The following is a 26,547-nucleotide window of genomic DNA, read 5'->3' on the forward strand; positions in this document are numbered from 1 at the left end:
AGCCCCTCTCTCTGCGTGACGCGTGGTTACTTCTGGCCGGCCTTGGCGATCGCGTCGAAGACGGCGGGATCGACGAGGGTCGAGGTGTCGCCCAGATCCCGGCCCTCGGCGACGTCGCGGAGCAGGCGGCGCATGATCTTTCCGCTGCGCGTCTTGGGGAGCTCCGGGACCACCGTGATCTGTCGCGGCTTGGCGATCGGCGAGATCTCCTTCGACACCTGAGCCTTCAGCTCGGCGATCAGCGCGTCGCCGGTGTTCTCGATGCCCTCGCGCAGGATGACGAAGGCGACGATGCCCTGGCCGGTGGTCTCGTCCGCCGCACCCACGACGGCTGCCTCGGCGACGCCGGGGTGGGTCACCAGAGCCGACTCCACCTCGGAGGTGGAGATGCGGTGACCGGAGACGTTCATGACGTCGTCGACGCGTCCGAGGACCCAGAGGTCGCCGTCGTCGTCGAAGCGCGCACCGTCACCGGCGAAGTACCAACCCTCGGTGGCGTAGCGGGACCAGTAGGTGTCCTTGTAGCGCTCCATGTCGCCCCAGATGCCACGCAGCATCGACGGCCACGGCTCGTCGAGTACGAGGTACCCGTTGCCGCCGGGCCCGAGCATCTTCGCGTCGTCGTCCACGATGGCGGCCGAGATGCCGGGGAGCGGTGTCTGGGCCGATCCCGGCTTGGTGGCGGTGACGCCGGGCAGCGGCGAGACCATGATCGCGCCGGTCTCGGTCTGCCACCAGGTGTCGACGATCGGAGCGCTGCCGGCGCCGATGACGTCGCGGAACCAGCGCCACGCCTCGGGGTTGATGGGTTCGCCGACGCTGCCGAGCAGGCGGATCGAGGAGAGGTCGTGTGCGTCGGGGATCTGTCGTCCCCACTTCATGAATGTGCGCACGAGCGTGGGCGCCGTGTAGTAGATGGTGACGCCGTACTTCTCGACGATGTTCCAGTGCCGGTGCTCGTCGGGGGAGTTGGGCGTCCCCTCGTAGACCACCTGCGTGGCGCCGTTGGCCAGCGGGCCGTAGACGATGTAGCTGTGCCCGGTGACCCAGCCGATGTCGGCCGTGCACCAGTAGACGTCCTTGCCCTGCTTGTGGTCGAAGACGTAATGGTGCGTGTAGGCGGTCTGCGTCAGGTAGCCGCCGGAGGTGTGGATGATGCCCTTGGGCTTACCCGTGGTTCCCGAGGTGTAGAGGATGAAGAGTGGGTGCTCGGAGTCGAACGCCTGCGCCTCGTGCTCGGGGGAGGCGGATCCGACGGTGTCGTGCCACCAGAGGTCGCGGCCCTCGGTCCACTGCACGTCGATGTCGGTGCGCTTGACCACCAGGACGTGCTCGATCGACGCGGCGCCGTTCACGGCCTCGTCGACCGAGTCCTTGAGCGGCGCGGCCTTGCCGCGGCGCCACTGGCCGTCGGTGGTGACGACGAGCTTGGCCTCGGCGTCGTCGATGCGCGAGCGCAGTGCGGAGGACGAGAAGCCTGCGAAGACGACGCTGTGGGTCAGTCCGAGGCGGGCGCACGCGAGCATCGAGACGATGGCCTCGGGGACCATGGGCATGTAGATGGCGACGCGGTCACCCGAGACGAGCCCGAGATCGGTGAAGGCGTTCGCGGCGCGGCTGACCTCGGCGAGGAGGTCGGAGTAGGTGATCTCGCGGCTGTCCCCGGGCTCGCCCTCCCAGTGGATCGCCACCTGGTCGCCGCGGCCCTCGACCACGTGCCGGTCGACGCAGTTGTAGGCGACGTTCAGTTCACCGCCGACGAACCACTTCGCGACGGGGGCGTCCGACCAGTCGAGCACCTGCTCGAACGGGGTGTGCCAGTGCAACCGGTTCGCCTGCTCGGCCCAGAACGCGAGGCGATCGTCCTTCGCCGCCTGGTAGAGCTCGGATCCGGCGTTGGCCTGCGCGACGAAGTCGTCACTTGGGGGATAGGACACCGGGTGCTCCGATTCCGTGTCCCTGGTCGCGCCGTCGTCGGTCACGGTCTCGGTCATCGTGGTACCTGGCCCCTCTCGGAAGAACTGGTGTCTCGGTTCGGTGTGTCGCGACTGTGAGGGTAGTCACGTGTGACCGGCGCCGCACCGTTGCAGAGGGCTGCGACCCGGGACGTGCGGCGAGAGGTGCGTTCTGCGCGACGGGCGGTGTGCAGCAGCGATGGATGGTGACGAGACACCGAAATCGCCTCTCATCAGGCTGTCTGACCGGTGAGGTCCAGTCCTGTCAGGTTACGTCCGTATTTCGGGGCGGACCCGGGTCGTTCCGATTTCGGGGGAGTGCACGACAGACCTTTGTGAGTGTGTCTAAAGTCAAGCAAATATCCGGGTCACGCCGGTCATCGCCCGTGGCCCACCCGACACCCGCGGACCACCCGCGGACGGTGCGTGCAGTCGACCCTGTTCGTGCCGGATTCGATGGAGGACATGTTGAGAGTCAAGAAGACGATCGCGGTGGTCTCGGTGGCCATCGCCGCCGTGGGCATGCTCGCGGCGTGTGGTGGCGGGGGTGGGTCCTCGAGCGCCGAGGGCACCTACAGCCTGTACATCGGCCAGCCCGAGAACCCGCTCGTTCCCGGTAACACCACCGAGAGTGAGGGCAACCAGGTCCTCAAGGCCCTGTTCACGCCGTTGGTGAACTACGACGACGAGAGCAGCGAGGTCGAGTACACCGGCGTCGCCGAGTCGGTCGAGTCCGACGACCAGCAGAACTGGACGATCAAGCTCAAGCCGGACTGGACGTTCCACGACGGCACGCCCGTCGACGCGAAGTCCTACGTCGATGCGTGGAACTACACCGCGCTGAGCACCAACGCCTTCGGTGCCTCGTACTTCTTCGAGAACGTCCAGGGCTACGACGATCTGCAGGCCGCCGAGGGCGCTGAGCCCACCGCGACCACGATGACCGGCCTCGAGGCCGTGGACGACACCACGATTCGCGTGGCTCTGAAGGAGCCCTTCGCGATCTACCCGGTGACCCTGGGCTACAGCGCGTTCTCGCCGCTGCCCGAGGCGTTCTTCACCGATCCCGACGCCTTCGGACGTCGCCCGATCGGTAACGGCCCGTTCAAGGCCGACGAGGACTTCGTCGAGGGCCAGGGCATCACCCTGACCAAGTACGACGACTACAAGGGTGAGAACCCGGCACAGTCGCAGGGCGTGCAGTTCAAGGTCTACACGGAGCTGAGCACCGGCTACACCGACGTCCAGGCCGGCGGCCTCGACGTCATGCTGGATCTGCCGCCGGACGCCTGGGCGACCGCACGTGACCAGTTCGGTGACCGGTACGGCGAGCGCGCTCGCCCCGACATCACCTCGCTCGCGTTCCCGACCTACGACCCGCGTTTCTCGGATCCCCGTGTGCGTGAGGCGTTCTCGATGGCGATCGACCGTCAGGCCATCACCGAGGCCATCTTCACCAACACCCGCACGCCGGCCACCTCCTTCGGTTCGCCCGTCGTCGACGGCTACCGGGACGACGCCTGCGGCACCAAGTGCGAGCTGAACGCCGCTCAGGCCAACACGCTGCTCGACCAGGCCGGCTTCGACCGCTCGCAGCCGGTAGAGCTGTGGTTCAACGCCGGTGCGGCACACGACACCTGGATGACCGCCGTGGGCAACCAGCTGCGCACCAACCTCGGAGTCGACTACGTGCTCCGTGGCGATCTGCAGTTCGCGCAGTACCTCCCGCTGCAGGACGCTCAGGGCATGACCGGTCCGTTCCGTTCGGGTTGGATCATGGACTACCCGTCGCTGTACAACTTCCTGTCGCCCGTCTACAGCTCGGCCGCACTGCCGCCGGCCGGCTCGAACGTCAGCTTCTACTCCAACCCGGAGTTCGACGCCGCTCTCTCGCAGGGCAACAACGCGGAGTCGATCGACGCCGCGACGACCGAGTACCAGCGGGCCGAAGACATCCTGTTCCGCGACCTGCCGGCCACTCCGCTCTTCTACGGTCTGAACCAGGCCGTGTGGAGCGAGCGGGTCGACAACGTCAAGATCGATTTGTTCGGTGACATCGAGGTCGCGGACGTCACGGTCAGCTGACCTCCCTCTCGACTCGGTGGGGCGCCGTGCAGACGCAGGGCGCCCCACCGACGCGTGAACCGTGAGACCCCGAAGAGGAGAACCCAGTGGGTCGCTTCATCACGCGCCGATTGCTGTTGACCATCCCGGTCCTGATCGGCGCCTCGTTCCTGATCTTCGCGATGGTGTACGCCCTTCCCGGCGATCCCATCCGCGCGCTCGCGGGCGATCGCCCGCTCGCCCCGGCCGTCGTCGCGCAGTTGCGTGCGCAGTACAACCTCGACGACCCGTTCCTGGTGCAGTACGTCAAGTACGTCGGCGGGCTCCTGCAGGGTGACTTCGGTACCGACTTCGCCGGGCGCCCGGTGCTCGACACCATCTCCCAGCGTCTTCCGGTGACGGTGCGGCTGACCATCGTGGCCATCGTCTTCGAGGCCGTCATCGGCATCGCGGCCGGTGTGCTCTCCGGTCTGCGCCGCAACTCCTTCTTCGACAACCTCGTGCTGGTGTCGACGACGCTGCTGGTGTCGGTTCCCGTGTTCGTCTTCGGCTTCGTCGCCCAGTACCTCTTCGGCTACAAGTTCGACCTGTTCCCCATCGCGGGTATCAACGACGGGTGGTACAGCTACCTGCTGCCCGGCCTGGTCCTGGCGTCGCTGTCCATGGCGTACGTCGCGCGTCTCACGCGGTCCGCGGTGTCGGAGGCCATGGCGGCGGACTACATCCGCACCGCGCGTGCCAAGGGCGTCGGGTACCGGCGCATCGTCCTGCGGCACGCACTGCGCAACAGCATGATTCCCGTCGTGACGTTCATCGGCGCGGACATCGGCGCACTGCTGGGCGGCGCCATCGTCACCGAGTCGGTGTTCAACCTGCCGGGTCTCGGACGCGCGATCTTCGACGCCGTGCAGCGCCAGGAGGGTGCGGTGGTCGTCGGCATCGTCACGCTGATGGTGTTCTTCTACATCTTCTTCAACCTCGTCGTGGACGTGCTCTACGCGCTCCTCGACCCCCGAATTCGATACGAGTAGGCGCTATGACCAACGATGCACAGCATGCCGCCGCCGAGGGCGAGCCGGGCAACGTCGTGACCGGTGAGGCCCAGGAGCTGGTAGGCCAGGCGAGCCTGTGGGGCAACGCGTGGAAGAAGCTGCGCCGCAGCGTCTTCTTCTGGTTCGGAGCCGTCATCACCGCGGTCCTCGTCCTGATGGCCGTGGTGCCGCAGCTGTTCGCTCGCGGCATCGATCCGCGCGCCTGCGACCTGTCGGACACGCGGCTCTCGCCGAGCTCCGAGCACTGGTTCGGAACGGACCTGCAGGGATGCGACTACTACGCCAACGTCATCTACGGCGCCCGCATCTCGCTGACCATCGGACTGCTCGCCGTCGTCGGCGTGCTGATCATCGGCGTCCTGATCGGCGCGCTCGCCGGGTACTTCGGCGGCGTGCTCGACAGCCTGCTCGCTCGCTTCACCGACATCTTCTTCGGCATCCCGCTCCTGCTCGGCGCGCTGGTCCTGCTCACCGTCACCAGTGAGCGGACCGTCACCACGGTGGCGCTGGCCCTCATCGCCTTCGGGTGGATGACGGCCATGCGACTGGTCCGCTCGTCGGTCATCTCGATCAAGCAGAGCGAGTACGTGCAGGCCGCACAGGCACTGGGCGCGAGCACGTTCCGCATCCTGGTCCGCCACATCCTGCCCAACGCCCTCGCACCCGTGCTCGTGTACGCGACCATCGCCGTCGGCACGTTCATCGCGGCCGAGGCCACGCTGTCCTACCTGGGTATCGGGCTGCAGTTGCCGGCGATCTCGTGGGGCCTGCAGATCAACCTCGGCCAGAACTACATCTCCACCTCGCCGCACCTGGTGCTCTTCCCCGCCGGGTTCCTGTCGGTGACCGTGCTGGCCTTCATCCTCATGGGCGATGCGCTGCGAGATGCGCTCGACCCGAAACGGAGCTGACGCAATGAGTCTCGACAAGAGCGTTCGAACCGACGACGGACCCGTGCTCGGCGTGTCCGGCCTCACCATCGACTTCGAGGTCGACAAGACCTGGCGCACCGCCGTGCGCGACGTCTCGTTCGACCTCGCTCGGGGCGAGATCCTCGCCATCGTCGGCGAGTCCGGCTCGGGCAAGTCGACCACCGCCATGGCGGTGCCCGGCCTGCTGGCCGACAACGCCCGCGTGAGCGGCAGCATCACGCTCAACGGTCGCGAACTGACCGGCCTGAAGGAACGCGAGCTGAACTCGGTGCGCGGCAAGGACATCGCCGTGATCTTCCAGGAGCCGATGACGGCTCTGAACCCCGTCTACACCATCGGGTGGCAGATCACCGAGGCCATCCGCGCGCACAGTGAGCTCGGTAAGGCGCAGGCGAAGGAACGCGTCATCGAGTTGCTGCGGCTCGTCGAGATGCCGGAGCCCGAGAAGCGCGTCAAGTACTACCCGCACCAGTTGTCCGGTGGCCAGCGCCAGCGCGCGATGATCGCCCAGGCGTTGGCGTCCGAGCCGTCCGTGCTCATCGCGGACGAGCCGACCACGGCGCTCGACGTGACCGTGCAGGCCGAGATCCTGCAGCTCATGCGCGACCTCCGCGGTCGGGTGAACGCGGCGATCCTGCTCATCACCCACGACATGGGCGTGGTCGCCGACATGGCCGACCGCATCCTCGTCATGCGCGGTGGCGACATCGTCGAGCAGGGCACCTCCGGCGACATCTTCCATCGGCCCGATCACGCCTACACCCGCGAACTCCTCGCCTCGGTGCCCCACCTCGGTTCCCGGACCGGGCAGGCGGGCACCGACGACACTCCCGACGTGCGGTACGCGCTCGAACTCGTCGACGCCGTCATCGAGTATCCGGGTGCGCGTCGCTCGAGCGGCTTCCGCGCCGTCGACGGGGTCAGCCTCACCATCGAGCCGGGTGAGGTGGTCGGCCTGGTCGGTGAGTCCGGATCGGGCAAGTCGACCATCGGCAAGGCTGCCGTCGGCCTGCTCAAGCTGCACTCGGGATCGTTGTCCATCGCCGGTACCGACATCACGTCGATGTCGACCCGCGACCTGCGTCCGGTGCGCAGCAAGGTCGGCATCGTGTTCCAGGACCCGGGGTCGTCGCTGAACCCGCGGTGGCCCATCGGTCAGTCGATCGGCGAGCCGATGCTGCTGCACACCGAGATGGACCGTGGTCAGCGCAACACGAAGATCGAGGAGTTGCTCGACCAGGTGCACCTGTCGCGGGACATGCGCAACCGCTACCCCCACCAGCTCTCGGGCGGCCAGCGTCAGCGTGTCGGCATCGCCCGCGCGCTGGCTCTCGAACCCACCCTGCTCGTCGCCGACGAGCCGACGTCTGCGCTCGACGTGTCCGTGCAGGCCAAGGTGCTGGAGCTCTTCCAGGAGCTGCAGCGCGAGTACGGCTTCGCGTGCCTGTTCATCAGCCACGACCTCGCCGTGGTGGAGGTGCTGGCTCGCCGCATCGCCGTCATGAGTGCGGGCAAGCTGGTGGAGTTCGACCGGACCGACACCATCCTGCGCTCACCGGCCGACCCGTACACGAAGCGACTGCTCGCCGCAGTGCCCGTCCCGGACCCGGAGCAGCAGGCCGTCCGGCGCCGTGAACGTGCCGAGTTGATGGCGGCCGAGCGGAACGCCGGATCCACCGCGACGTAGGACCACCGATAGCCTGACCGGATGACCAGCTCAGCCACAGATCCCCTCGGCCCGATCCTGGAGCTCGAGGGGGTGCGCGACGCCGCCGAGCGGGCGCGGAACGCGCTGGGTGAGGTCCACCGGCACAAGGCCAACCGGCGCGGATGGAAGGCGACGGCGGCCGAGGCCGCGGTGCGGGCCGCGCGTGCCTCCGCCGCCATGGAGGGATCGTCGACGGCGATGCCCGAGGAGGGTGACGCCGCGCCGCCCCTGCTGGCCGGCGCGCTGCGGGTGGCTCAGGCCCTCGACGGTGACGCGCTGCCCATCATGGTGGGCGTCTGGCAGCGGGCGCCGCTGCAGGCACTGGCACGGCTGCACCTCCTGGCCGCCGCGGATCTGGCGACGACGCAGGACGATCTCGGGCGTCCCCGCGCGGACGCAGCCGACCGTCTGGCCTTCCTGGCCGATCTCGTGACCGGCGCCACGAAGGCGCCCGCCCCGGTGCTGGCTGCCGTGGTGCACGGAGAACTGCTGGCGCTGAAGCCTTTCGGCACGGCCGACGGCATCGTGGCCCGGGCAGCCTCGCGGTTGGTGGCCGTGTCCACGGGCTTCGACCCCCACAATCTGGGCGTCCCGGAGATCAGTTGGGCGAAGCGGCTCGCCGCGTACCGCACCGGAGCCGACGGATTCGCACGCGGCACCGAGCAGGGAGTCGGAAGCTGGGTGTTGTTGTGCTGCGGTACCTTCGAGGCCGGCGCCGCGGAGGCGACCACCATCGCGGACAATTCCGTCTGACACATGAAACGGGCGACGCTGCCGAGTTCTCACCTCGACGACGTCGCCCGTCAGCACGAACGTCGGTTACCAGGCGTGCAGAGTGGGTTGTGGCGGAGCGGACTCCGCGAGGCCTCGGCGGGAAATCGTGCGCCCGGGACTCGTGTCCGCAACCAGTGCGAAGTTCTCATCCCTGATGCGCGACTTTCGCAGGCCCACAACACTTGTGCCATCATAGCGGCGCGCTACGCGTGGGTACTGATCGGTCGTGCTGGGGAAAGCCCGGCTGGGAGAGCGATCCTTCTCTTCCGGCCCGCTCTTGGCCTTCCGTCTTCCCGTACGACCATTTGTACTCTGTGACTCGCGCCACAGCAAGGGTTTCGCGAACCCGATCGATTCAGCGTCGGCGTCGCAACAGCGTGTACGTCGCGGCGCCCGCGGCCAGGGCTCCGAACGAGACGGCGGCCATGCCGGCCACCGTGCTCGACGACGGGGCCTGGAACCGGGCGCGCAGCGAGACCGGGTCGGAGAAGGTGAGGATCGGCCAACCCCTGGCCGACGCCTCGCGGCGCAGGCCACGGTCCGGATTCACCGCGGTGGGATGGCCGACCGCGTCGAGCATCGGCAAGTCGGTGATCGAGTCCGAGTAGGCGTAGGACCGCGACAGGTCGTACCCCTCGCGCTCGGCCAACTCCTCCATCGCGGTGACCTTGCCCGGCCCGTAGCAGTAGAACGAGAGCTCGCCCGTGTACTTACCGTCCTCGACGGCCATCCGGGTGCCCATGTCGTGATCGACGCCCAGCGCCTCCGCGATGGGTGCCACGACCTCCTCGCCGGAGGCAGAGACGATGACGACGTCGTGTCCGCGGAGCTTGTGGTCGGCGATGAGGTCGGCCGCCTCGGCGAAGACCAGCGGATCGACGATGTCGTGCAGCGTCTCGGCGACGATCGCCCGCACCTGCTCGACGTCCCAGCCGGTGCACATGTTGGCGATGTGGATGCGCATCCGTTCCATCTGGTCGTGGTCCGCGCCCGAGACCAGGAAGAGGAACTGCGCGTAGCTGCTCTTGAGCACGCTCCGACGGTTGATGAGACCCCCGTCGAAGAAGGGCTTGCTGAAGGCCAGCGTCGAGGACTTGGCGATGATCGTCTTGTCGAGATCGAAGAACGCGGCGACGCGGCCCGGGGCGTCCTGGCGCAGAGGTGTGCTCACCACGTCAGCCTAAGGGTGCCCGGGCGCGGATCGCGGGTCACGGGGGTTTCCACCTGCTCGGACGGCACTACGGACCGACCGTCTTCCTTGTCGGCCAGGGTGGCCGGCGGTGTAAGATTTCGAGTGCCCGGTCTCGAATCGGGCGTGTTCAGCCCGACCCCCCGGGGCTGAACTCCGACGACCCCCGCCTCCTCCCCCCCTTGGCGGGGGTCGTCCCCTACGTCTGATCCCGTTACCACTTCTGCGGCGCTCGTGCCCGCGCCGTCCCCGGGTACCGAGTTGTCCACAGGTTCGGCTCGTCGCTCTGGTGGCGCGGTCGCGGACGACGCACGATCGACGGCGTGACCGACCTCGACGCAGCACTCCTGGTGATCGTGCCCGACACCGCACTCTCCGATCGTGTCCGGCGCATCGCCGCCGCCGCGGGGCGGGAATCGACGCACCTCGCCGCCCTGCCGGACCGGGCGCGGTGGCAGGCCTCGGACACCGTCGTGCTGGAAACTGCCGCCGCGAAACGGGCAGTGCGAGAGCATCTCCCGAGGCATTCCGGTGTCGTCCTCGTGACCGAGGGACCGGCAGACGTCGAGGCGTGGCAGAGCGCATCGCGGCTCGGTACCTCCCACGTGCTGGCGCTGCCCGCGGAGGAGGCCGAACTCATGCGGGTGCTGTCCGCGGCCGCACGAGTCCCCGTCGGCGGCGGTGTCGTCGTGACGGTGGTCGGAGGTTGCGGCGGCGCCGGTGCGTCCGTGTTCGCCGCGGCATCGGCCGTCGTCGCGTCCCGGTCCGGACGCACCGTGTTGATGGACGGAGACGCCGCGGGTGGTGGGATGGACCTCGTCACGGGACTCGACGGCACCCCGGGCCTGCGCTGGCCCGAACTGGTGATCGACGGCGGAACGGTCACGGCGGACGCGCTGCATCACGCGCTGCCCGGGCGCGGCGATCTCGCGGTGCTCTCGACCCGCCGCGAGCAGACGAACACGATCACGGCAGCTGCCTGGCGCGCCGTCGTCGATGCCGGTGTGACAGCGGGTGAGGTCGTCGTGTGCGACGTGCCGCGCGCCGGCCCGATACACGAGATGTCCGTGGAAGCAGCGGATCTGGTGGTCGTCATGGTTCCTGCGACGGTGCGATCGGCGGCGGCAGCACAGTGTCTCGCGCGGTCGATCACCTCCGCGTCGGCCAACGTGGGCGTGGTGGTGCGTGGTCCCGCGCCGTCCGGACTGTCGGCTGCGGAGGTGGCCGACGTCGTGGGACTTCCACTGCTGGCCTCCGTGCGTCCCGAGCGTCGACTCGCCGCGATGCTCGACGGGCGCGGACTGGTTCTCGGCCGTCGATCACCCTTGGCGAGGGCTGCCGGCGACGTTCTGGCACTGCTCCCCTCGGCGTCCACGGCATGACGGGGTGGGTGTCGACGGACCTGCTCGATCGCGTCCGGGTGCGCCTCGTCGACGCCGACCGGGATCCGACGCCCGCCCTCATCGCGGAGGCGCTCCGGGCCGAGGCGGGCGGCGTGCTCGGTGACGCGGATCTGCTGCGCGCGCTGCACCTTCTGGACACCGAGTTCCGCGGTGCCGGCGTGCTCGACGCCGTCCTGCGCGAGCCGGGTGTGACCGACGTGTTGGTCACCGGCCCCGACGACGTGTGGGTGGATCGAGGGCAGGGGCTGCGGCGAGCCGGCGTCGGGTTCGGGGACGAGGCCGCGGTGCGCCGCCTCGCGCAACGGTTGGCGTTGTCGGCGGGGCGCCGGCTCGACGACGCGCAGCCGTGGGTGGACGGCCGTCTGCCCGGCATCGATCCCGGGTCGTTCGGAGTGCGCCTGCACGCCGTTCTCGCGCCGGTGGCGCAGGGTGGGACGTGCCTGTCGCTCCGGGTGCTCCGTCCCGCCACGCAGGGGCTCGCAGCTCTCGCCGCGACCGGGGCGTTCGCCGACGGTGCCGAGAATCTGTTGCGCCGCATCGTGTCCGGGCGACTGGCCTTCCTCGTGGTCGGTGGCACAGGAACCGGCAAGACGACATTGCTGGCGGCACTCCTCGGCGAGGTGGACGCGGCCGAGCGCATCATCTGTGTCGAGGACGCCGCCGAACTGGCGCCCTCGCACCCCCACGTGGTGCGGCTCGTCGCCCGGCCCGCGAACGTGGAGGGAGTGGGCCAGGTGGGTGTGCGCGATCTGGTGCGTCAGGCCCTGCGCATGCGTCCCGATCGCATCGTGGTGGGCGAGGTCCGCGGCGCCGAGGTCGTGGACCTGCTCACCGCCCTCAACACCGGACACGACGGCGGCGCGGGCACCGTGCACGCCAACTCGCCCGACGAGGTACCCGCACGACTCGAAGCGCTGGCGGCCCTCGGTGGCATGGACCGGGCGGCGTTGCACAGCCAGTTCGCCGCCGCGGTGCAGGTGGTGTTGCACACCGCCCGCACGCCGAGCGGGCAGCGCGTGCTGTCATCCATCGGCGTGCTCGAACGGGACGATCGCGGGCTGTGCACCGTGGTCGACGCGTGGTCGCGGACGCGAGCACGAGGTCCCGGATTCGACGCGCTCGCCGCGATCCTGCGCCGACGGGAGGGGGCGGCGTGATGCTCACGGGGATCTGTCTCGCAGCTGCCGTGCTGGCGTTGCCTTCTGTGGACGCGCGCCGCCGCCTCGGACCGGTGCGCCGCCGCTCGATCGGGTCCGTACGAGTGCCGGCGCCTGCCTGGATCCCCGTGGCGGCAAGTGCAGCTGCGCTGGCCCTCGGCGCCGCGGTGGGTGCCGCCGTGGCCGTCGTGCTGGGAACCGTCGCCCTGCGGCGCACCCGAGGCGCCGTGCGGGCGGACCTGCGGAGCGCGGGAGACACCCTGGCGGCGGCGCTCGAGACGGTGGTGGCCGAGCTCCGCGTGGGAGCCCACCCGGCCACGGCCTGCCGCACCGCTGCGCGCGAGCACCCCGGACCGGTCGGCACCGTCTTCGCGGCGGCCGCGGCTCGTGCGGAACTGGGCGGCACGATGTCGGATGCCGTGCGTGCCGGCGGACACGGGCCGGCGTGGGACCGGGTGGGTGCCGTGTGGCGCGTGGCCGAGGTGCACGGGCTCGGCCTCGCGGCACTGCTCGACGCGGTCCGCTCCGATCTACGCGATCGCAGCCGCTCGGCCCGGCGCATCGAGGCATCCATGGCCGGACCGCGCGCCACGGCGATGGTCCTCGCCGCGCTGCCCGCCGTCGGCGTCCTGCTCGGCCAGGCCATGGGCGCAGCGCCACTCGCGGTCCTCACCGGGGGCGGCACCGGCGGCATCATGCTGGTCGTCGGAGTGGGCCTCGCCTGCGCGGGGCTGCTCTGGACCGACGCCATCGTCGCCGAGGTGGCACCGTGACGGTCACTCTCGTCCTCCTCGCCGCAGCGATGCTCGCGCTCCCGCCGGCCGTCGGTGTGCGCGCCCGGCTCCGGGTGCCGGGGTCGAACGGTTCCGCATCGGTGGGGGTGGCGCCGACCGATCATCACGCCACCGCGGGCGCGCTGGACCTGCTGTCCGCCTGTCTCCGTGGGGGACTCGACATCGGCAGCGCATCCTCGGCGGTGTCCTCCGTCGCGCCGGAACCCATGGCGTCGGCGCTGCGCCGCGCGGCCCAGCTACTCACCCTCGGAGCAGAACCCGATGCGGCATGGTCGGCACTGGCGGCGCATCCCGACACCGAGTCGGTGGCACGCGTCATCCTCCGGTCGGCGCGGTCGGGAACCTCGATGGCCGACGCGACCGCCGAGGCGGCAGCCGATCTGCGCGTGCGGGCCGACGATGCCGCCGCTGCGGCCGGCGAACGTGCCGGAGTCATGGTCAGCGGACCGCTGGGGCTGTGCTTCCTGCCCGCGTTCGTCTGCCTCGGCATCGTGCCCGTGGTGATCGGGCTGGCCGGATCCGTCCTGAACGGCGGGGTGATGTGACCCCCGCCCGAGAACGCCGAGGGGGAGCGTCTTCCTCGGAACACGAAGGGGGAGAACATGAACAGGGTGTCGAACGAGGTGGGCGCGCGGATACTGATGGTGATGCGGGAGGACGACGGGATGTCGACGGCCGAGTACGCCATCGGCACCATCGCGGCGGCGGCATTCGGTGCGGTGCTCTACACCGTGGTGACGGGCGACAGCATCGTGACCGCGCTGACGTCCATCATCGACAAGGCGCTGCAGACGCAGGTCTGACGGGGGACTCGGGTCTCACGGGCGACAGCGGGGCGGTGACGGTCGAGGCGGCGCTGGCGATCTCGTCGATCGTCGCCGTCCTGGTGTTGTGCCTCGGTGCGCTGGTCACCGTCACCGAGCACATCCGGTGCATCGACGCGGCGCGGGAGGGTGCCCGGCTCTCGGCGCTCGGAGACGAGAGCGCGGTGACGTCGGCGACGGTGGTGGCGCCGCTCGGTGCGCGGGTGACGGTGTCGCGCGTCGGCGATCTGGTGACGGTGCGGGTGGAGGCGTCGTCGCCGCTGCCCGGGTTGACGGTGTCGGCGAGTGCGGTGGCGACGGCGGAGCCGACGGGTGGATGACCGCGGCTCGGCGACCGTGGTGGGGGCGTTCGTCACCGCGGCACTGGTGGTGGCGACCGCGGCGGTGGTCTCGGTGGGTGCCGCCGTCTCGGCCCGTCATCAGGCCCAGTCGGCGGCGGATCTCGCTGCGCTGGCGGGTGCTGCGGCACTGACGTCGGGGTCCGAGGCGGGGTGCGCGGCGGCGACGGCGTCGGCTGACCGGATGGATGCGGTGCTGGACGGATGCGCGGTGGAGGAGTGGGACGTGCAGGTCCGGGTGCGGGTGCGGATCGCGCTGCTGCGCTTCGGAGAGAGGGATGCGGTGGCCTCCGCGCGGGCGGGGCCGGTGAAGGAGTGATCGTGGACCAGCACCTCGGTATGTCGGTCAGCGCGACTCGGCGAGCCTGCGTACTTCCGGTGCGACGGGGCGGCCGGTCTTCGCGCTGGCGGCCACGGCGGCTCGTGCAGCTGCCCGCCTCACAGAGACACTGCGAATCGGAGGTTGCGGCTTCTCGTCACGTGCTTCTGTCGTCACCGTGAACGTCCTCCCCGTTGTCGCGTACTCCCGCTGCGCCCTGCTCTGCGATGACTTGGACCAGGTCCGAGTCGCTACGTGTGACCAGTTTAGATCCGACGAGCGTTTCGAGCACCCTCCAGCCCAACTCAGCTTCCACGTCGGAGTCGCTGAAGGTTCGCTCGAATGCCCACGTCGTTCGACGCCACCACTCGGAACGACGATCTGCCGAGTTCTTCTGCTGCCACGTGACGATCACACCGATCGTGGCGATCAGCCCGATGACGAGCGTGACCCATGCCTGTGCCGGCACCGATGCCACCCCCCGTCGCTACCGAACGTCTCCGAAGTTCCTCCAGGGGCCGAACAGTAAATCAGCAGTCCGACACTCTTCCGCCGCAACTGGGGTCTCGGTGATCGTGGACTATCGACCCCGGATTCCGGGGGCTGGATTCCACGATCGCGCCAGCAACAGCACACCCATGCCGATGGTCCACACGTTCAGGGTGTCGAGGGCGAGCCGCTCGGTGACACCCGACCCCAGTCCCCATTTCCCGGGGCTGAGGAAGGCGATGCCGCCCACCACGGCGAGGGCGCTGCAGGCGTAGGTGAATCGCGAGGCGACTCGACCGACGGATCGTGCGACACACAGCATCCCGGCGAGCTGCAGGCCGAAGTGCACCTGCGCCGCGACGGTGTGGGGGACCGGTGCGACGTCCATCGGGAGGAATCCGACCGCGCACGTCGCGAGACCGGAGAGAGCCACGAGGATCCAGCCCGTCCGGGCGATGCCGGCGGAGGGGCGGACCAGGAGCGCCGCGCCCGCTGCGGTGGCGCCGCCCACGGCGACGAACGTCGCGTTCATGACGACGTGATCGGGTGAGCAGTAGTCGGTGCACGTCGCCGCACCGAGGGCGCTGATGACGTCGTCACGCCAGCTGTACGGGGTGGTCCAGGAGCACGAGACGATCACCTGCATCGGCCAGTAGAGGACTGTGGCGATCCACAAGGAGGCGACGCTCCGACGCAGGGTCATGACACGACGGTAGACACCGACGTCGTGACCGGCGCATCATGAGGTGAGTCACACGTGTGACGTGCGGTAACGCGCAAGGGGGTTACCGCAGGCCGAGCAACGGGGGAATCGGAATGTCGAGAGTGGCGGACGTCAGGGACGAGGCACGATCGCGGCTGCGGTGGTTCGCGGTGCACGGAGTGGTGCGCTTCTTCGCCAAACGCGGCATCAAGATCGGCGACCCGCAGGCCAAGCTCATCGCAGATCCGGTGACCCGCGCGAACCCCGGTGTCGTCTACCAGGAGATTCGCGACCGGGGAAGGATCGTCAAGGGTCGCGTCGCCTACCTCACCGTCGACCACGGGCTGATCTTCGACCTGCTGCGCTCGGACGACTACCGCACCGTCGTCGTGGGCGGCAATCTTCCGAAGCCGCTGCGGGCGATCGAGCGTCGCACCCGCACTGCCGCACTGCACCCGCTGGCGCCGCCGTCACTGCTGTCGGTGGAGCCGCCCTCGCACACCCGCTATCGCAAGCTGGTGTCGTCGGTGTTCACCGCTCGCGCCGTCAACGCGATGCGCGACAACGTGCAGCAGGTGGCCGACACGCTTCTCGACGAACTCGTCGCCGCGGGCGGCGGAACGGTCGACATCGTGTCGTCGTACTGCGCCAAGCTCCCGGTCGCCGTCATCGGCGACATCCTCGGCGTGCCGGAGGAGGACCGCGACAAGGTGCTCGAGTTCGGTGAACTCGCGGCGCCCAGTCTCGACGTCGGGCTGACGTGGTCGCAGTTCCGTGAGGTCGAGCAGGGTCTGGAGGGCTTCGACGACTGGCTCGCCACCCACATCGCGGGACTGCGCGACAACCCGGGCGACGATCTGATGAGTCAGCTCATCGCGGCGTCCGAGGACGGGGTGTACCTGAACGATCGGGAACTCCGCGCCACGGCCGGTTTGGTGCTGGCCGCGGGATTCGAGACGACCGTCAATCTGCTCGGCAGTGGCATCAATCTGCTGATGAACAATCCCGACCAGCTCGCACGCCTCCAGGACGATCCGTCACTGTGGGGAACGGCGGTGGACGAGATGCTGAGGCTCGAGTCGCCGGTACAGATGACGGCCCGCGTCGCGAAGGGTTCCGTCACCCTCGAGGGCATGGACCTCGAGGCCGGAGATCTGGTGGTGTGTGTCCTCGCGGCAGGTAATCGGGATCCGCAGGTCTTCGACGACGCCGACACCTTCGACGTCGGTCGGTCCAACGCCAACAAGCACCTGTCGTTCTCGGGTGGGCGCCACTACTGCCTCGGCGCCGCACTCGCGCGCGCCGAGAGCGAGGTGGGACTGCGCACGCTGTTCGACCGCTTCCCGCATCTGTCGTCCGCCGGCACCGGCGTGAAGCGGGACACCCGTGTGCTGCACGGGTTCCGGACGCTACCGGTGGCGCTCGGCGAACCGGCCACCGTGTCGGCCTAACGCTCCAGACAGGCGAGGACGGCGTCGAGCACGCGCACGGCGCCGTCCTTGTCCAACGGGTCGTTTCCGTTGCCGCACTTGGGTGACTGCACGCAGGACGGGCATCCCGAGACACACTCGCACGACGCGATGGCCTCGCGGGTCGCGGAGAGCCAGGTGCCGATGACGGCGTGGCCGCGGTCGGCGAATCCCGCGCCGCCGTCGTACCCGTCGTAGACGAAGACCGTCGGCAGGCCGGTGTCGGCGTGCAGCGCCGTCGACACTCCGCCGATGTCCCATCGGTCGCACGTCGCGACCAGCGGCAGCAGACCGATGGCCGCGTGTTCCGCCGCGTGAAGCGACCCGGGAACCCGTTCGGCGGTCACTCCCGCGGCCTCGAGCAATTCGGGCGTGATCGTGTACATGACTGCGCGCGTGTGTAGTTCCTGCATCGGCATGTCGAGTTCGACGGAATCGAGGATCTCGCCGGACGGCAGTCGGCGGAGGTACCCGACCACCTGGTGGCTCACCTGGACCTGTACCAGCGCGACGTCGATCTCGCCGTACGACTGCTGTTCGTGCACGTCCTCGATGACGATGTCGGTGACCTCGCGCGCGGACGTGGTCCACTCCGGTTCCTCGGGATGAACCACCGCGAGCCCGTCCTCGAAGTCCAGTGTGTCGACGACGAACGACTCGCCCTGGTGGATGTGAACAGCGCCGGGATGGGTCGTCGAGGGCGCGCGGCCGGCATCGACGGTGCCCAGCATGCGTCCGGTGGAGCCGTCGACGATCGCGATCTGCGAACCGATACCGCCCCGGATGTCCACTGCCGCATGGGGCGTCGCGTCCGCGGTGATATACCACCCGTGCGGCCGCCGGCGGAGCAGGCCCCGGTCCGCGAGAGACTGGGCGACGTCCTGAGCGCCGAGCTCGATGACTTCGTCGTCGGTCAACGGGAGTTCCATCGCGGCGCAGAGCAGCTGTGGCCCCAGGACGTACGGGTTGGTGGGATCGGTGACCGTCGCCTCGATGGGCTTGTCCAGCAACGCGGCCGGATGGTGCACGAGGTACGTGTCGAGCGGGTCGTCCCGGCCCACCAGAATCACCAGTGACCCCTGGCCGCGGCGACCGGAGCGACCGGCCTGCTGCCAGAACGACGCGACCGTTCCCGGGAAGCCGGCGACGACGACGGCGTCGAGACCCGCGATGTCGACGCCGAGTTCGAGTGCGTTGGTGGTGGCCACGCCGAGCAGGGTGCCGTCGGAGAGCGACCGCTCGAGTTCGCGGCGATCGTCGGCGAGGTATCCGGCCCGGTAGGCCGCGATGCGCTGCGGCAGATCGGGATCGACGTCGGCGAGCAGCCGCGCGGTGCCCAGTGCCGTCAGCTCCGCGCCGCGTCGGGAACGGACGAACGTCAGTGTCCGGGCGCCCTCCACGACGAGGTCGGCCATGATGCGCGCGGCCTCGGAACCGGCGGCGCGCCGGATCGGTGCCCCGTTCTCGCCCGTGACGTCCAGAAGCGGTGGCTCCCACAGGGCGACGGTCCGGGGACCGTGGGGAGAACCGTCCTCGGTGATCTCCTCGCACGGTGCACCGACCAGGCGACTGGCCGCGGCCCCGGGATTCGACGCGGTGGCGCTGGCGAGAACGAAGACGGGCGAGGCGCCGTAGCGCGCGGCGATGCGCCGGAGTCGTCGCAGGATGAGGGCGACGTTGGAGCCGAACACCCCGCGATACGAATGACATTCGTCGACGACGACGTATGCCAGGTTGCGGAAGAAGTGCGCCCACCGCTGGTGGCCCTTGAGCAGCGAGATGTGCAGCATGTCGGGGTTGGTGAAGATCCACCGTGAGTTCGCCCGGGCCCACTGGCGCACCTCGAGGGGCGTGTCGCCGTCGTACGCACTCGGCGCGATGTCCGGGAAGCCTCGCGCGGCGAGCGAGTCCGTCATGTCCACCGCGGCCCGAAGCTGGTCTGCCCCCAGCGCCTTGGTGGGCGCGAGGTACAGCGCGGTGGCGCGCGGGTCGGTCGACAGACGGGACAGTACGGGCATCCGGTAGGCGAGCGACTTCCCCGACGCCGTGCCCGTCGAGACCACCACGTTGCGGCCCGACCACGCGAGCGACGCGGCCTCCGCCTGGTGGGTCCACGGCTGCGGGATCCCGCAGTCCTGGAAGACCTCGACGACCGCGGGCTCGAGCCACTGCGGCCATGCGGCGTACCGGGACTCACGTCCCGGCAGCTCCGCCGCGTGGGTCAGCGGAGACTCTCCCGGCGGCGTTCCCGCCAGCGCTCGTCCGAGCAGCATTCCGCCGAACGAGGAGGCCGGTGCGTCGGTCGTCGTGCTCACTGTCTCTCACTCCCTCGGTGCTCGTGTCGATCGTAGAAGAACGGGCCGACAGGGCCCGCGAGGATATTTACGAAGTTGTTGTCTCGTCGACTGTCGCGCCGCCGTCCGACGTGGTTCACTGTTCTCGGTCGCAGCTTCTGTGTTCGTTTTCACGCTCGCAGGATCTAATGTTGCGAGCGCGGTGCGTGAAGCTCTGCCCACGGGGTGACTCTTGGGGGGGATCATCACAGCGGTCGGAACCGGCCCGATGGACTGTAAGTGCCGTTCATCGCATCCGGTGTTCAAGAAAAGGATAGACAAGCATGGCACAGGGAACTGTGAAGTGGTTCAACGCCGAAAAGGGCTTCGGCTTCATCGCACCCGAGGACGGCTCCGCTGACGTCTTCGTCCACTACTCCGAGATCCAGGGCAGCGGCTTCCGCACCCTCGAGGAGAACCAGCGCGTGGAGTTCGAGGTCGGACAGGGCACCAAGGGCCCCCAGGCCACGGGCGTCCGCGCCGTCTGATCTCGATCGGACATTCTCTACCGACACGTCCCCCGTCACCTTCCGAGGTGGCGGGGGACGTCTCGTTTCCGTGACACTGCGTCGCGGACGCCACGCCGGCGGGGCATTCGTGGCTTACTGTCGCGATCGTGAGCCAGTTGTCCTTCTTCTCCGCCGAGTCGACGCCGCCCGATGCGGCCGACCTCGCCGGGTTGCTGGCTGCGCAGGGTCAGCCCGTGATCGTGTCCGGGCGCACGCGCATCTCCGTCGTCGTCGATGCCGCATGGCGCGCCCACGCGGTGGCCGACCTCATCGAGTCGTGCGGTGTCGACGCCGAGATCACGACGACCGAGGAAGGACGGCCACTGGTGCGGACCGAGCCGGTGCCGGAACTGGCGTCGCTCGCCGCGGAGTGGATCCGGGGAGCGGTGAAGGCGGTGCCCGCGGGTTGGGTGCCGGGACCGCGCGCTCTGCGGGCCTGGGTGGTCGCGGCGGGACGGCAGGAGGCCGGCGGCGCTCGGTTCGTCCTCGGACTCGACCCCCACGCACCCGACACGCACCCGGTGCTCGCCCAGTCGCTGATGCGCGCCGGTGTGGCGCCGACTCTCGTGGGAACCCACGGAGGGTCGCCGGCGCTCCGGATCACCGGTCGCCGACGGGTGACGAGGCTCATCGAGAACATCGGAGAGCCGCCACCGGGCGCTCTCGCCGCGGGCGGGTGGCCCGTCCTCGTATAGAGGAACAGGGGGCTCGGACAGAGGTCACCGACGGTCGATGGGCCGCGGTGTCACATACGAGTTGCACGTGTGTGTCACTCTGTAGTGTGTCGGCTTCGAACGGTTCGGGGTATCGACGCAGGTGAACGGGTTCCCTCTCGTGGGGGCCAGGAAGGTTCGGCAGCAGGTGGCAGCAGGAGACAGCACGGGGAACTCGTCGTCCGGCGCGTCCGGGCTTCGGCGTCTCGTGATCGTCGAGTCACCCACCAAGGCCAAGAAGATCGCGCCCTACCTGGGCAAGAACTACGTGGTCGAGGCCTCGGTCGGGCACATCCGAGATCTCCCGCGTGGTGCCGCAGACGTTCCGGCCAAGTACAAGGGCGAGTCCTGGGCTCGTCTCGGCGTCGACGTGGACCACGACTTCGAGGCCCTCTACGTCGTCAGCCCGGAGAAGAAGAGCAAGGTCGCCGAGCTCAAGAGCCTGCTCAAGGACGCCGACGAGCTCTATCTCGCCACCGACCCCGACCGCGAGGGCGAGGCCATCGCGTGGCATCTCCTCGAGACGCTCAAGCCGAAGATTCCGGTCCGGCGGATGGTCTTCCACGAGATCACCGAGCCGGCCATCCTCGCCGCCGCCGCTGACACCCGCGAACTGGACACCGACCTCGTCGATGCCCAGGAGACGCGCCGCATTCTCGACCGCCTGTACGGCTACGAGGTCTCGCCGGTGCTGTGGAAGAAGGTCATGCCGAAGCTGTCGGCGGGCCGCGTCCAGTCGGTGGCCACACGTGTCATCGTGCAGCGCGAACGTGAGCGCATGGCGTTCCGGTCGGCCGAGTACTGGGACATCTCTGCACAGCTCGACGCCGGCGCCGAGGCCACGCCGCGGGCGTTCGGTGCTCGCCTGGTCAACGTCGACGGCTCTCGTGTCGCATCGGGTCGCGACTTCGGTGCCGACGGCAAGCTGAAGTCGGAGGGCGTCACCGTTCTCGACGAGGCGCGCGCACGCCGGTTGTCCGAGGCGCTCGACGGTGTCGATCTGACCGTCGCGTCGGTCGAGTCCAAGCCGTACACACGTCGTCCCTACCCGCCGTTCATGACCTCGACCCTGCAGCAGGAGGCCGGGCGCAAGCTCCGCATGTCCTCCGAGCGCACCATGCGTATCGCGCAGCGGTTGTACGAGAACGGCTACATCACCTACATGCGTACCGACTCGACGAACCTGTCGGCGTCGGCGATCGATGCCGCACGTCGCCAGGCCACCGAGCTGTACGGCCCCGAGTACGTGCACGACACCCCGCGGCAGTACACCCGCAAGGTGAAGAACGCCCAGGAGGCGCACGAGGCCATCCGCCCCGCCGGTGACTCCTTCGCGACGCCGGGCCAGCTGCACAGTTCGCTGGACACCGACGAGTTCCGCCTCTACGAACTCATCTGGCAGCGCACCGTTGCATCCCAGATGGCGGATGCGCGCGGAACCACTCTCTCGCTGCGTATCTCGGGTACCGCGGGTACCGGTGAGGAATGCACCTTCGCCGCGTCGGGTCGGACGATCACGTTCGCCGGCTTCCTCAAGGCCTACGTCGAGAGCGTCGACGATCAGGCCGGCGGACAGTCCGACGACGCCGAGTCCCGGTTGCCGGTGCTCGAGCAGGGGCAGGCGGTCACGGCCACCGGTCTCGATCCCGACGGACACACCACCAACCCGCCCGCCCGCTTCACCGAGGCGTCGCTCATCAAGACGCTCGAGGAACTCGGAATCGGTCGCCCGTCGACGTACTCGTCGATCATCAAGACGATCCTCGACCGCGGATACGTCTACAAGCGCGGCAGCGCCCTGGTGCCGTCGTGGGTGGCGTTCTCCGTGATCGCGTTGCTGGAGGCGCACTTCGGCCGGTTGGTCGACTTCGACTTCACCGCAGGCATGGAGGACGACCTCGACGCCATCGCCGGTGGCCGCGAACGACGCGGAGACTGGTTGACCGCCTTCTACTTCGGCGGAGAGAACGGCACGGAGGGATCGGTCGCTCGGTCCGGTGGACTGAAGAAGATGGTCGGCCAGAACCTCGAGGACATCGACGCGCGCGTCATCAACTCGATCCACCTGTTCGACGACTCCGAGGGTCGCGACGTGCACGTCCGCGTCGGTCGCTACGGCCCGTACCTCGAACGGATGGTGCAGAACCCGGACGATCCCGACGGGGATCCGATCTCGCAGCGCGCGAACCTGCCCGACGACCTTCCGCCCGACGAGCTGACGCTCGAGTTCGCCGAGAAGCTGTTCGCGACACCGCAGGAGGGTCGCAAGCTCGGTGTCGACCCGCTGTCGGGTCACGAGATCGTCGCCAAGGAAGGACGATTCGGGCCGTACGTCACCGAGATCATCCCCGAGGAACCCGAGCCCACCCCGGACATCGTTCCGGTGGAACAGCATTCGTCCGACGGCGGTGGTGGCACCGCCGTGGCCACCAAGGCGGCGAAGAAGGCCCCCGCGAAGAAGGCTGCGAAGAAGTCGACCGCACCCAAGCCGCGGACGGGGTCGCTCCTGAAGTCGATGGACCTCGCGACGGTCACGCTCGACGACGCGCTGAAGCTGCTGTCCCTTCCCCGCGTCGTCGGTGAGGATCCGGAGAGCAAGGAAGAGATCACGGCGCAGAACGGGCGCTACGGTCCCTACCTCAAGAAGGGCACCGACTCCCGCTCCCTGGCCACCGAGGACCAGATCTTCACCGTCTCCCTCGAGGAGGCTCTGAAGATCTACTCCGAGCCCAAGCGTCGCGGACGGCAGGGCGCGGCCACACCGCCGCTGCGCGAACTCGGTGTGGACACGGTCAGCGGTCAGCCGATGGTGATCAAGGACGGCCGCTTCGGTCCGTACGTCACCGACGGTGAGGCCAACGCCAGCCTGCGCAAGGGCGACGAGGTGGGCACCATCACCGACGAGCGCGCCATGGAACTCCTCGCGGATCGTCGCGCTCGCGGGCCCGTGAAGAAGAAGGCCACCAAGAAGGCGCCGGCGAAGAAGGCTCCTGCCAAGAAGGCGGCAGCGAAGAAGACGCCGGCCAAGAAGGCTCCCGCGAAGAAGGCGGCCGCCAAGAAGACCGCTGCGAAGAAGACGCCGCCCGCCGAGTCCTGAGGACCGTGGTTGTCCGCGATTGCCCCTAGCGTTCTCCTCACACACGAGGAGAGGGGCACATCATGGCGGGGACGTACACATCCGTGGGGCCGTCGGTCGACGTCACGGGCGAGAAGCTCGATCTGGTCACCATCCTGGCCGATCAGCGCGGGATGCTCGCGATCACGGCGCGAGGGATCACCGATGAGCAGGCGCGTCGGCGTACGACCGTCAGTGAGTTCACGCTCGCCTCGCTGATCGCGCACGTCGCGTCGGTGATCCGCGGAAACGTGACCATGCTCGAGGTGCGCGACGAGAACTCGACCGTCGACTTCTCGGGATCGGGCGAGCCCGAGGTGCCCGAGTCGATCGAACAGGTGCTGGCCGAACTCGACTCCGCCGGCCGCGCGCTGGAGCAGTGCATCGCCGCCCTCGGCAGCCTCGACGATCTGATACCGCAGCCCACCGCACCGTGGGCGCCGGAGCGCATCTGGTGGACCGCGCGGCGCGTACTGCTGCACCTGTTGCGCGAGATCGCCCACCACAGCGGGCACGCCGACATCCTCCGCGAGGCTCTGGACGGGCAGTCGACGATGGGTGTGGTGGCGGGTGACATGGGGTTGGAGTTCTAGGCGCGATTGCCGTCCTGGACGCGCACCTCCCCGCAGTTCGCGACCGTCCCGTGCCTGCGCGTACTGCCGAGGGGAGCGCGTCCTTCTGCTGCTGTGAGCGCTGCCCGGAGACGATCGGCGAGAGCCGACGTCGCCAGGTCGTTCCACGTCCACCGTTCGATCCGCCACTCCAGTGAGCGCAACCGGTCCTCGCGCACTTTCTCGGCGATCACCACATCCGCTGCATCCCCGTACTCGCGGTACTTCGCGAGCCCGTCGAACTCGCCGATCACTCCGTCGAACAGGAAGTCCGGCCGTCCCACGAAGCGTCCGCGCTCGTCGAGGACGTCGCATTGGAGCGCAGGAGCGGGAAGGCCGTGCCGGTGCAGGTAGACCCGGCTCCGTGACTCACCCACGCTCTCGGCGCCACCGTCCATGAAGGCGATGGCCCGCCGCGCCTTGTCGATTCCGCGACGACCGTGCGCTCGGGCCAGCGTCGCAGCCAGATCGTCCGCCGATGTTCGGCGCAGAGCAGCATCGCCGGAGCAGACCGAGGACTCGAACGGCCGAGTACAGGCCAGGTCGACGACTGTTCTGGCGAGCGAGGTGACACGCATCCCGTCGACCGTCGTCACGTCGTCCGGGTGCAGTAGCGATGCGTGCACGACGCGCGACGAGCCGGCCCGACCACCACCGGATCGATTCGCCGTCAGGTGTGATCGACGATCGATGTCGGGCCACAGGTAGTTACCGTGGACCAGTGCTGCCGAGCCGTGGCTCACCACCAGATCGCTGTCGGAGGAGAGGGCGGCGGCGCGTAGCTCGAGCAGTCGGCGGGTGCGGTCGTCGGACAGGTCGGTCGTCGCCGGATCGACGTAGACGCCGCGGCGCACGGGAACGATCGAACCGGACCGGACAGCAGCGCGGACCTCACCGTCGGACACGCCGCGTCGTCGGAGATCGGCTCGGGGGATCAGAGACATGCATTGAAGGGTGCGCGATGCGGGCGTCGAGTCGTCGGCTGTGATGCACAGGCTGGGGATGGAGAATGTACGCGCACCTCTCGGCAGTTCGCGACGGTCCAGGGCCTGCGCGAACTGCTGCGAGATGCGCGGTCGAGCCGACCCCCGGAGCGGTACTCTCACTCTCGAACCACTGACCTACTTCGGGAGTACTGATGGCCGGCGGACTCGTAGCCCTGCTCGACGACGTGGCAGCGCTTGCCAGGCTGGCGGCGGCGTCGATCGACGACGTCGGTGCCGCGACCGGCAAGGCGACGGCCAAGGCCGCCGGTGTGGTCATCGACGACACCGCCGTGACGCCGCAGTACGTCCGCGGCCTCGCCGCCGAACGCGAGCTCCCCATCGTGCGGCGCATCGCCCTCGGGTCGCTCCGCAACAAGCTGCTCATCATCCTGCCGATCGCGCTGCTGCTGAGCCAGTTCCTGCCGTGGCTGCTGACGCCGATCCTCATGGTGGGCGGTGCCTACCTCAGTTACGAAGCGATGCACAAGATCTGGGGCGCCATCTCCGGACACGGCGTCCACGATCACGACGAGGACGGACCTCGCGACGAGGACACCGTCGTCGCCGGAGCTGTGCGCACCGATCTCATCCTGTCCGCCGAGATCATGGTCATCGCGCTCGACACCATCGCCGCCGAGGGTTTCTGGAGTCGGCTGATCATCCTGGCCGTCGTCGCCGTGGTGATCACCGTCCTCGTCTACGGCGTTGTCGGTCTCATCGTGAAGATGGACGACATCGGTCTCCGGTTGGCCGACACCTCGTCGGGCATCGCGCAGACCGTCGGGCGCGGCCTGGTCAACGGCATGCCCAAGGTCATGGCGGTGCTGTCCGTGGTGGGTACCGCGGCGATGCTGTGGGTCGGCGGCCACATCCTGCTCAACGGCATCGACGAACTGGGCTTCCACCCGATCTACGAGTTCGTCCACCACATGGAGGACGCGGTCCACGACGTCGCCGGTATCGGGGGTGTGCTGGCCTGGATCGTCAACACGCTGGCATCCGCGCTCATCGGTCTCGTCGTCGGCTCGATCGTCGTGGCCGTGATGACCGGGGTGTCCTCGTTGCTGGCCAAGCGTCGCGGTGGGGCTGTCGCACAGGAGCACTAAGCTC

The 26,547-nt window shown here is 68.9% G+C and carries 24 protein-coding genes; 18 read left to right on the top strand and 6 right to left on the bottom strand.

Going from position 1 to position 26,547, the window contains the following annotated elements; all coding sequences use genetic code 11:
• Positions 1 to 26 precede the first annotated feature (26 nt).
• Positions 27 to 1,994, bottom strand: a complete 1,968-nt coding sequence (gene acs / locus HQ325_RS01025; RefSeq protein ID WP_222626338.1) for an acetate--CoA ligase — start codon at positions 1,992 to 1,994, stop codon at positions 27 to 29.
• Positions 1,995 to 2,423: 429 nt separating this feature from the next.
• Between acs and HQ325_RS01030 the strand changes: the two genes are divergently transcribed.
• The 5 genes from HQ325_RS01030 (at position 2,424) to HQ325_RS01050 (ending at position 8,464) form a co-directional block, all read left to right on the top strand.
• Positions 2,424 to 4,040, top strand: coding sequence for an ABC transporter substrate-binding protein (locus HQ325_RS01030; protein WP_222628742.1), 1,617 nt, complete (start codon positions 2,424 to 2,426; stop codon positions 4,038 to 4,040).
• Between the two features lie 86 nt (positions 4,041 to 4,126).
• Positions 4,127 to 5,050 (top strand): ABC transporter permease, encoded by a 924-nt coding sequence (locus tag HQ325_RS01035; protein ID WP_027506699.1) that lies wholly within the window; start codon positions 4,127 to 4,129, stop codon positions 5,048 to 5,050.
• A gap of 5 nt (positions 5,051 to 5,055) precedes the next feature.
• On the top strand, positions 5,056 to 5,982 hold the full coding sequence (locus HQ325_RS01040; protein WP_222626339.1) for an ABC transporter permease: 927 nt from the start codon (positions 5,056 to 5,058) through the stop codon (positions 5,980 to 5,982).
• A 4-nt stretch (positions 5,983 to 5,986) separates the two neighbouring features.
• Positions 5,987 to 7,690, top strand: a complete 1,704-nt coding sequence (locus HQ325_RS01045) for an ABC transporter ATP-binding protein (RefSeq protein WP_261777613.1) — start codon at positions 5,987 to 5,989, stop codon at positions 7,688 to 7,690.
• Positions 7,691 to 7,711: 21 nt separating this feature from the next.
• Complete coding sequence (locus tag HQ325_RS01050; protein WP_222626340.1) at positions 7,712 to 8,464, top strand: oxidoreductase; 753 nt, start codon at positions 7,712 to 7,714, stop codon at positions 8,462 to 8,464.
• Positions 8,465 to 8,840: 376 nt separating this feature from the next.
• Here the strand turns inward: HQ325_RS01050 and HQ325_RS01055 are convergent, their stop codons facing one another.
• The gene (locus tag HQ325_RS01055; protein WP_308014204.1) at positions 8,841 to 9,656 is read right to left on the bottom strand and encodes an HAD-IB family hydrolase; all 816 of its coding nucleotides are present in this window, start codon (positions 9,654 to 9,656) and stop codon (positions 8,841 to 8,843) included.
• Positions 9,657 to 9,997: 341 nt separating this feature from the next.
• Here HQ325_RS01055 and ssd point away from each other — a divergent pair, with 341 nt between their 5' ends.
• Genes ssd through HQ325_RS01090 form a run of 7 tightly spaced genes read left to right on the top strand, consistent with a single transcriptional unit; the run spans position 9,998 to position 14,509 of the window.
• The gene (ssd, locus tag HQ325_RS01060) at positions 9,998 to 11,056 is read left to right on the top strand and encodes a septum site-determining protein Ssd (RefSeq protein ID WP_222626342.1); all 1,059 of its coding nucleotides are present in this window, start codon (positions 9,998 to 10,000) and stop codon (positions 11,054 to 11,056) included.
• The gene (locus HQ325_RS01065; RefSeq protein ID WP_222626343.1) at positions 11,053 to 12,234 is read left to right on the top strand and encodes a TadA family conjugal transfer-associated ATPase; all 1,182 of its coding nucleotides are present in this window, start codon (positions 11,053 to 11,055) and stop codon (positions 12,232 to 12,234) included. Before ssd ends, HQ325_RS01065 begins: the two co-directional genes overlap by 4 nt.
• Positions 12,234 to 13,007 (top strand): type II secretion system F family protein, encoded by a 774-nt coding sequence (locus tag HQ325_RS01070; protein WP_222628749.1) that lies wholly within the window; start codon positions 12,234 to 12,236, stop codon positions 13,005 to 13,007. Before HQ325_RS01065 ends, HQ325_RS01070 begins: the two co-directional genes overlap by 1 nt.
• A complete protein-coding gene (locus tag HQ325_RS01075) occupies positions 13,004 to 13,573 on the top strand; it encodes a type II secretion system F family protein (protein ID WP_308014205.1) in 570 nt (189 codons plus the stop codon). Before HQ325_RS01070 ends, HQ325_RS01075 begins: the two co-directional genes overlap by 4 nt.
• 57 nt (positions 13,574 to 13,630) lie before the next feature.
• Positions 13,631 to 13,831, top strand: coding sequence for a DUF4244 domain-containing protein (locus HQ325_RS01080; protein ID WP_222626344.1), 201 nt, complete (start codon positions 13,631 to 13,633; stop codon positions 13,829 to 13,831).
• 35 nt (positions 13,832 to 13,866) lie between these two features.
• Positions 13,867 to 14,172, top strand: coding sequence for a TadE family type IV pilus minor pilin (locus HQ325_RS01085; RefSeq protein WP_222626345.1), 306 nt, complete (start codon positions 13,867 to 13,869; stop codon positions 14,170 to 14,172).
• Positions 14,165 to 14,509, top strand: a complete 345-nt coding sequence (locus HQ325_RS01090; RefSeq protein ID WP_222626346.1) for an Rv3654c family TadE-like protein — start codon at positions 14,165 to 14,167, stop codon at positions 14,507 to 14,509. Before HQ325_RS01085 ends, HQ325_RS01090 begins: the two co-directional genes overlap by 8 nt.
• A gap of 157 nt (positions 14,510 to 14,666) precedes the next feature.
• Here the strand turns inward: HQ325_RS01090 and HQ325_RS01095 are convergent, their stop codons facing one another.
• The gene (locus HQ325_RS01095) at positions 14,667 to 14,978 is read right to left on the bottom strand and encodes a hypothetical protein (RefSeq protein WP_308014206.1); all 312 of its coding nucleotides are present in this window, start codon (positions 14,976 to 14,978) and stop codon (positions 14,667 to 14,669) included.
• A 111-nt stretch (positions 14,979 to 15,089) separates the two neighbouring features.
• Entirely contained in the window at positions 15,090 to 15,701 is a 612-nt protein-coding gene (locus HQ325_RS01100; RefSeq protein WP_222626347.1) for a DUF998 domain-containing protein, read from the bottom strand.
• A gap of 122 nt (positions 15,702 to 15,823) precedes the next feature.
• Between HQ325_RS01100 and HQ325_RS01105 the strand changes: the two genes are divergently transcribed.
• On the top strand, positions 15,824 to 17,152 hold the full coding sequence (locus HQ325_RS01105; RefSeq protein ID WP_308014207.1) for a cytochrome P450: 1,329 nt from the start codon (positions 15,824 to 15,826) through the stop codon (positions 17,150 to 17,152).
• On the opposite strand, the gene HQ325_RS01110 is transcribed toward HQ325_RS01105, so the two are convergent.
• A complete protein-coding gene (locus HQ325_RS01110) occupies positions 17,149 to 19,443 on the bottom strand; it encodes a DEAD/DEAH box helicase (protein WP_222628753.1) in 2,295 nt (764 codons plus the stop codon). The genes HQ325_RS01105 and HQ325_RS01110 overlap by 4 nt on opposite strands.
• Before the next feature lie 344 nt (positions 19,444 to 19,787).
• Between HQ325_RS01110 and HQ325_RS01115 the strand changes: the two genes are divergently transcribed.
• The 4 genes from HQ325_RS01115 (at position 19,788) to HQ325_RS01130 (ending at position 24,433) form a co-directional block, all read left to right on the top strand.
• Positions 19,788 to 19,991 carry a cold-shock protein gene (locus HQ325_RS01115; RefSeq protein WP_005248460.1) on the top strand — a complete coding sequence of 68 codons (204 nt, stop codon included), beginning with the start codon at positions 19,788 to 19,790 and terminating at the stop codon, positions 19,989 to 19,991.
• A gap of 128 nt (positions 19,992 to 20,119) precedes the next feature.
• Positions 20,120 to 20,707 carry a hypothetical protein gene (locus HQ325_RS01120; protein ID WP_222626349.1) on the top strand — a complete coding sequence of 196 codons (588 nt, stop codon included), beginning with the start codon at positions 20,120 to 20,122 and terminating at the stop codon, positions 20,705 to 20,707.
• Positions 20,708 to 20,873: 166 nt separating this feature from the next.
• Positions 20,874 to 23,822, top strand: coding sequence for a type I DNA topoisomerase (gene topA, locus HQ325_RS01125; RefSeq protein ID WP_222626350.1), 2,949 nt, complete (start codon positions 20,874 to 20,876; stop codon positions 23,820 to 23,822).
• Positions 23,823 to 23,884: 62 nt separating this feature from the next.
• On the top strand, positions 23,885 to 24,433 hold the full coding sequence (locus tag HQ325_RS01130; RefSeq protein ID WP_222626351.1) for a DUF664 domain-containing protein: 549 nt from the start codon (positions 23,885 to 23,887) through the stop codon (positions 24,431 to 24,433).
• Here HQ325_RS01130 and HQ325_RS01135 read toward each other — a convergent pair.
• Positions 24,430 to 25,395, bottom strand: a complete 966-nt coding sequence (locus tag HQ325_RS01135) for a type IV toxin-antitoxin system AbiEi family antitoxin domain-containing protein (protein ID WP_222626352.1) — start codon at positions 25,393 to 25,395, stop codon at positions 24,430 to 24,432. The two genes, HQ325_RS01130 and HQ325_RS01135, sit on opposite strands and share 4 nt — an antisense overlap.
• Before the next feature lie 194 nt (positions 25,396 to 25,589).
• On the opposite strand from HQ325_RS01135, the gene HQ325_RS01140 reads away from it, so the two are divergent.
• Entirely contained in the window at positions 25,590 to 26,543 is a 954-nt protein-coding gene (locus tag HQ325_RS01140; RefSeq protein ID WP_222626353.1) for a DUF808 domain-containing protein, read from the top strand.
• Positions 26,544 to 26,547: the final 4 nt, after the last annotated feature.

The sequence above is a fragment of the Rhodococcus sp. BP-349 genome (genome assembly GCF_019835845.1).
Taxonomy (GTDB): Bacteria; Actinomycetota; Actinomycetes; order Mycobacteriales; family Mycobacteriaceae; genus Rhodococcoides.